Genomic DNA, 6,943 nt, shown 5'->3' with positions numbered 1-6,943 from the left:
CTGGCCTTCATCATCCAATGGCTATTCAATGATTCTATCGTCGGCACCTCGCCGGTATTCTGGATTTTATTCGGGGTAGCGGTGACGATGGGTGGGGTGAAAGGCCTCCATGAGTAGGGGAACAGAGTTTTTTAACGATTTTGAATAGAAAAAACCTGCCACGAGATTCCCCTTGGCAGGTTTCCCTTTCTAATGACCTTATTACCGGATGGGTACATTGGGATCGAGGATATTCAACTTCTTGCCGTATTTCGTGCCCAGTTCCCGCAAAACAGCGATCTCTTCCGCATCCAGCTTCTTGAGCAAGATTTCTCGGGTCTGCTTCTGTTCCTCAACCGAGCGCTGCTCTTTGGTGCCTACACTGTAGAGGAAATTGATTTCCTCCCAGCTCAATTTCTGCAAAATAAGCATTCCGGCTTTAAGCAGATCCTTCTTTTCCAGCGGCTTCTCGATCTGTTCCTGCACATCGGAAATGATTTGCTGCGTATTATTTGATGGAGGTGGTGAACTGCTATCATTATCATGACTGTTGCCGCCGCTATTATCTCCCGGCTTCGAAGGCGAAGGCTGAGTCCGCTTAGAAGTATTGCTGTTGTTGGAAGCTGTAGTTTTATTTTCTGTTGTCGTCAAATCCGAACCGGCTAAAAACAAATCCGAACCTGTTTTGCCTTCTTCAAGAAGACTCGGCAAACCGGAGCTGTCTTCCGGGGTTGTTTTGCCTTGACCGTTGGCGATTTTCCCGCTAACCTCCCCGGTTCCGGCGGCATTGTCATGCTCCCCAACTGTATCCGGCGAAGGCCCTGGCTCCGCAGCGGGTGGTACTACGGGGCTGACAATTGGTATAGGGATGAGTGGAATATAGAGACCGTTTACCAGGTTATTGAGCAGATAATTCAAGTAAAGTCCCAGAAAAAGGGGAACAGCTAGCAAAAAAGATATGACCAGGTACTTCTTTTTTTTCCTCAATTCACCCATCCCCCTTTTCTAAACTGTCCTTTCCTGTGCTCGAAGCTCATATTCCCAATTCATCGGGGGCACAAGCACTGATGAAAAATAGGGCCCTCACTCCTCACCCCTAATACTATATGACAGCTTAAATACTTTCAGTAACACTTTCTTCTTGAACCTGCTCTGGCTCAGCCGCAGAATCGGTTGCCTTTCCGCTGTTCTCCCAGTAGTCCTTGAACAGGGCGACAAATACTCCTATCATCAATCCCAGCACCAGGGCAATAGCCAGGTTCAGCCCCAGCTTGCTCATACCGGGATGGGAACTCTGCACCGGCGTTGTTTGCATAATTGCCCGGTCAAAATAAACCTTCTCAAAATAATCATCCAGGGTCTTGTTGGTCAGGCCTATCCAGGTTTTCAGCTTGGCATCCAGCTGCGCTATCATGACCACCACCTGTTCCTCTTTTTGCTTCTTTACTTCAGGCGGGATATCCACATCCGTTTGGAACAAAACGATCTCTCTTTTAATATACTCTATATCATGCTGGGTATCGGTAGCGGTCACACCGGCTTCCAGCGAGCGCCGGGCCAGTTCATCGTAAACCGGACTAGTTTTCTCCGATTCCAGGGTTCCCTGCGGCGAACCTACCCCGCCCATAAACATGATACTCTTCTCTTTCTGGTATCTATCTCTTACTTCAGCTGTTTGCCGCGATTCATCTATGTTCTTCGCCATTCTCAATTCATAGCTCTTAATCCGGTATTCGAAGGCACGGATTAGCTGGTCTTTGTCCTTGGTAATCCGGTAGGCGCTTATTGTAGAGCTAAGATTGTTAAGGTCAATATTGTCTATGAGCAGCAAGCTCTCCCTAATATCATTAAAAGACAGCCCGGTTGTGGGGGAACGGAAATTGCCGCCCTGCGGCTCCCGGCTCTTGCCGGCCAGGTAACTGCGCATGATATCCAGTTGATTGCGGATAATGAGGGGAATTTCCGGGTAATCATACTCCGCATAATTGATCTTGGTTATGGCATCAGCCAGCACTGTGCGGTCCGAGTATGTATCATAAAAATATTTGGTATATGAATTGAAAATCTCCTGTAGGATTTGCTCACCCAGCTCACTATCTGCATCCATGCTTTTGGGGATATTAAGCGTTATAATGAACCGGGTCGGATAATACTGGTAATCCTCCAGGGTTTGAATCGCGGTGGATTCTTTGGCATCAGCATTCTTCTCAGGTACAGCTTCGATCATGTGTTGTATCTTTTCTATGATTGCCGCCGGCACTATCGGGGTTATCTCCAGGTTATCCCTCAGGTCGTCTACCGTTATTTTCTTTTTGTCCAGCTGCAAATCCTCGATTACCGGGTCAAGCACCACCGGCGCTTTAATCTTTCCCAAATCAAAGCGCTTGCCATCCGGGTCCAATCCCTTTTCCACCCCATCGAAGTTGAAAGAGACGATAACTTCCGCTTTGCTTTTTACCTTCCAATTGGGATTAGAAACCATAGTAAATAGCAGTGCTGCCAGCAATGTCACCACTACAACTTTGAGTATTAATTTCTTGCCCTTGATGAGGCTGCTGATAATATCCCGGAGATCTATTTCAGCCTCTTCAATTGCCGGGGCTTCATTTTTCAGGGTTATTTCCAGCTTGTCTTTCAATTGAATGTTGTCCAACTTTCCTCTCCCTTTCTCCCAAAATTGCGCTGTAAAATTGCGCTGTTAAATGGAACACAATTTATCCCAGCCATGCACTATCTAGATATTATTCGACAGCATTATAAATCTTCCTGCCTTCCCCTGATCGCTATTTTCAGCTGGCAGAAAAAACTAATAGAGGAAATAGGGTTTTTGTTGTAGAATTAATACCAAGTCCTAAACTTTATTCTAATCAAGTTTTAACTTAGATACAAAGGAATATTTATGCAAGTGTTCTCCGGTATATTCATAATCTATCGCTTGCGCATATCCAGATACAGGAATATTTATGCAAGTGTTCCCTGGCAGCGGAAGCAGATTTTGCAGGAAGGAAAGCAGACCAAGATGAAAAAAAAGCTAGCGATTATTATTTTGATAGTACTGGTTGCCGCAGCTATTTTGCTATTAGGCAAATTTATCAGAACCCCTTTCAGTCCGGAACCAAAAGTCGACAAAGAATTGGAAGAAAAACTGGGTTCTGATTTTTTTACTAGCTTTGATACCAATGAGCCGGCCGACAGCGACAAGAACTCTGCTGCCATAAGCAATATCATAAGGGAGAAGCTGGATGAAACGGAGCCAGCTCCGAACAAATCAAGCGGCGATAGCAGCGTAGGGACAAGCTCGGTTCCCCCATCGGAAAAAGAGATAGTGGAGAAGTACCTTCCTCGTTTGGATGCCCTGCAGCAACTTTCCACCAGCCGCCTGGAAACCCTGGTAGCTACGGCTTACCAGGAATACCAGGAACAGAGGAAAAGCGGTTCAGTCAATAGAGTGGCCTTGGCCCAGAAATATATGGCAGCGGCCGAGCGGCTGGAAAGCAATATAGACAAGAGCTTTTACTCTACAGTAGAGCAAATGAAAGCCGAGCTGGAAGAAAATAAGCATTCGACCGCAATTGTTGACGATATTAAGAAGGAATATGAAAAAGCCAAATCCAGCAAAAGGCAGGAACTGCTGAAGAGAATGCAGAATAAAAAATAGCCGGGAATAAAAGCGAAAAAAGGAGACTTATTAGAATGCCGGTGCAAAAAGCCCGAGCCTGCTTAATGATTATTATTGATGCCATTTTGGTAAACATGGCCTTCTACAGCGCTATGCTGCTGCGCTTTGATGCCAACATACCACAGCAGTATATCCAATCCTATATTTCCCTTATTCCGCTTATTACTGGAATAACCCTGCTATTTTTGCTGGTTTTTCGCCTTTACAGCCGTATCTGGGAGTATGCCAGCATCAATGAAATGTGGTCTATTGCCCTGGCCGCTAGCAGCAGCATGTTATGTATATATGCGGTCTTGCACTATCTTTTCCAGGCTCCGTTCTCGCGTTCAATTTATGTTCTGGCCTGGGTTTTTATCAGCCTGTTCATCGGCGTTTCCCGCCTATGGTGGAGGCTTTTCCGAGATTTTATCTTGAAACCGGAGAGCAATCGGCGCCGGGTCTTGATTGTAGGGGCCGGAGATGCCGGAGCCTTGCTGGCCCGGGAAATTCAGAACAACCACCAGCTGGGAATTGAAGCAGTGGCCTTTGTCGATGATGATCCCGGCAAAAAACAAAAGATGCTGATGGGACTTCCGGTAAAAGGTGGACGGCAGCAGATTCCCGTCCTGGTGGAAAACATGGCTATTGATGAAATTATTATTGCCATGCCTTCCGTATGCGGCAACACACTGCGGGAAATAGTGGATATATGCCGCCAGACCTCGGTAAGCTTGAAGATTCTCCCCAGCATTTACCGCAGCAGCCAGGAAGGAAATATCATTTCCAACCTCCGGGAAGTGCAGATGGAAGACTTGTTGGGACGGGAGGCCGTGGAAATCGACCTGGTGGAAATCACCTCCTACCTGCATGACAAGACCGTGCTGGTGACGGGCGGCGGGGGCTCCATCGGCTCCGAACTCTGCCGGCAAATAGTGCGCTTTAAACCTCTCCGCCTGGTAATCATTGATTCCTGCGAAAACAACCTCTTTGACATAGAAATGGAATTAAAAAGTTTGGCCGGCCATTGTGAAATATGCCCGGAACTTTTGGATACTCGAAGGGAAAAACGGCTGGAAGCCTGTTTCCAGAAATATAATCCCCAGGTGGTGTTTCATGCAGCCGCTTTTAAACATGTTCCTATGATGGAACGACACCCCGAACTGGCCATTGACAATAATGTGCTGGGGACACGCAATGTAGCGGATATGGCAGATAAATACAGAGCTGAAGTTTTCATTTTGATTTCCACCGACAAAGCCGTAAACCCGACCAGTGTAATGGGGGCCAGCAAGCGAGTAGCCGAACTGCTGGTCAAAGACCTGAACTTGAGCAGCCATACTCGCTTTGCCGCCGTCCGTTTTGGCAATGTACTGGGCAGCCGGGGCAGCGTAATCCCCACCTTCATCAAGCAGATAGAGCAGGGCGGACCGGTAACGGTCACCCATCCAGAAATGCAGCGTTATTTCATGACCATTCCCGAAGCAGTCGAGCTGGTGATTCAGGCCGGAGCCATTGCCCAGGGCGGTGAGATCTTTGTCCTCGACATGGGAGATCCGGTGAAGATCGACGATTTGGCCCGGGATCTGATCAGGCTGGCCGGCTACGAGCCCGACAAGGACATAGCAGTGGTTTACTCGGGCATTCGCCCCGGGGAAAAATTATATGAAGAACTGTTTTCTTCCCGGGAAGAAATGGCTGCCACCCGCCACAAACGCATCTTTATCTCCCAGAAGGAACTGGATAAAAACTACAGCGGGATATTTCACAGCATAAAAATTCTGGGTCAGAAGGCTTCCCAGGATTCCGGGGAAGCCCGGCAATTGCTGAGCATCATTTTGCCCGAATATACCAGAACCGCTCTCAATCTTCCCCCTCAAAGCGCGGAGATAATCTACCTCGAACCCCGCGACAAAAAAAGAAGCAATATTTTTAATAAAAGCAACTAAATAATACTTGCCAAATTCATCATTATGAGTAAAAATAATACTCATAAAGACATAATACTATGAAATGCACAAGAGGGTAGGATAACGGGGACGGAGCCGGCGATCATGGGGACAGACCCGACTTGAGGCCCACCAGGGCCGAAAGCGGTCCTGTCCCCGTGAACACCACCAAGCAGCGATAGGAAAGACGATGGAACCGTCCTCATTTCTCACCCAAAAAGCTTTTAATAAAATAAACCGAAAGGAAGATAAAGAGGAAGAGACGGCTGAAGAATGAGGAACCCTAGACTGACTGTCTCCTCACTCCTCACCCCTCACCCCTCACTAATATTGCTTGAATCACTTATTACTTCCAAGACCCGTCTAAAACTAATACTGAAATTCTTTCTGAACCCTGAAACCACGGCCCACCTGCGCGGGCTGGCCACAGAATTCGGCGAATCCACCAATGGCGTCCGCGTGGAATTGAACCGCTTGACCGAAGCCGGTCTCCTGGAAAGCAAGCAGAAAGGCCGCAGCATTAATTATAGAGTAAATAAGAAGCACACCCTATTCCCAGATATCCAGAACATAGTCAAGAAGTACCTGGGCATAGATGAAATAGTGGAATCCATTATCAAAGAACTGGGCAATGTCGAAATAGCCCTTATTACCGGCGACTACGCCCAGGGCAACGACTCCGGGCTCATAGACCTGGTACTGGTAGGGGACATAGACAAACCCTATCTCCAGCAGCTGGTAGAAAAAGCAGAAGAACTGATAAACCGGAAAATACGAACCCTGGTGCTGGACCAGGAAGAATTCAAAAAACTTCGAGATAAATTCGAAAAAGAAAAAACCTTGCTGTTGTGGAGAAGTGAGGAGTAGGTTGGAGACCATGGGCGATCTCGAAGGTCCAGCAGGGAGGGTAGATGAAGCAAGATGTAGATTTACCCAACTACTCGAATTTTTCGATGAGTTGGAATCCCTGATTTAAGGTGCGCCAATGTATATATAGAAGCTAATGAACGGGGTGAACTGATGAACCCAAGAATAATCAATATGTAGCATAAAAGCGTCAAGAGCTTGAAATCCAATATTACAAAGAAAAATGCAGAACTGGCTATGTCTAATAGTCTTGATACACCTAATGCATCTATGCAACATTTAGAAGATCAGACTTAATAAACACAATTTTAATGTAGCCGAATTCGAGTACATTAAAAGTCAAGCGGGATTAAATAGTTTTGTTCTTATATCAGGAAATTGGATTAACGAACAAATGATTGAAAATAAAGTATAATAGACATGGAACTGCAAGATTAAATTTCAATTATGGAAATATATAGAAAGGCGGTGCGATATTATGATGTCTATTAGA

Annotated in this window: 5 protein-coding genes; 3 read left to right on the top strand and 2 right to left on the bottom strand. The window is 46.4% G+C overall.

Annotated features, from left to right (window positions below; genetic code table 11):
* Positions 1-201: 201 nt before the first annotated feature.
* Positions 202-966, bottom strand: a complete 765-nt coding sequence (locus tag PHP87_RS09995; protein WP_299920910.1) for a hypothetical protein — start codon at positions 964-966, stop codon at positions 202-204.
* 127 nt (positions 967-1,093) lie between these two features.
* A complete protein-coding gene (locus PHP87_RS09990) occupies positions 1,094-2,632 on the bottom strand; it encodes a Wzz/FepE/Etk N-terminal domain-containing protein (protein WP_299920907.1) in 1,539 nt (512 codons plus the stop codon).
* Positions 2,633-2,998: 366 nt separating this feature from the next.
* On the opposite strand from PHP87_RS09990, the gene PHP87_RS09985 reads away from it, so the two are divergent.
* The 3 genes from PHP87_RS09985 to PHP87_RS09975 all read left to right on the top strand — a co-directional run bounded on the left by PHP87_RS09985 (position 2,999) and on the right by PHP87_RS09975 (position 6,450).
* Complete coding sequence (locus PHP87_RS09985; RefSeq protein WP_299920904.1) at positions 2,999-3,637, top strand: hypothetical protein; 639 nt, start codon at positions 2,999-3,001, stop codon at positions 3,635-3,637.
* 35 nt (positions 3,638-3,672) lie between these two features.
* Positions 3,673-5,583, top strand: a complete 1,911-nt coding sequence (locus PHP87_RS09980; protein WP_299920901.1) for a nucleoside-diphosphate sugar epimerase/dehydratase — start codon at positions 3,673-3,675, stop codon at positions 5,581-5,583.
* 273 nt (positions 5,584-5,856) lie between these two features.
* On the top strand, positions 5,857-6,450 hold the full coding sequence (locus PHP87_RS09975; RefSeq protein WP_299920898.1) for an ArsR family transcriptional regulator: 594 nt from the start codon (positions 5,857-5,859) through the stop codon (positions 6,448-6,450).
* Positions 6,451-6,943 lie beyond the last annotated feature (493 nt).

The sequence above is a fragment of the Syntrophomonas sp. genome (assembly GCF_028707975.1).
GTDB lineage: Bacteria > Bacillota > Syntrophomonadia > Syntrophomonadales > Syntrophomonadaceae > Syntrophomonas.
The sequence above is the reverse complement of the archived record's forward strand: the minus strand, read 5'-3'. Positions and strand labels throughout refer to the sequence as shown.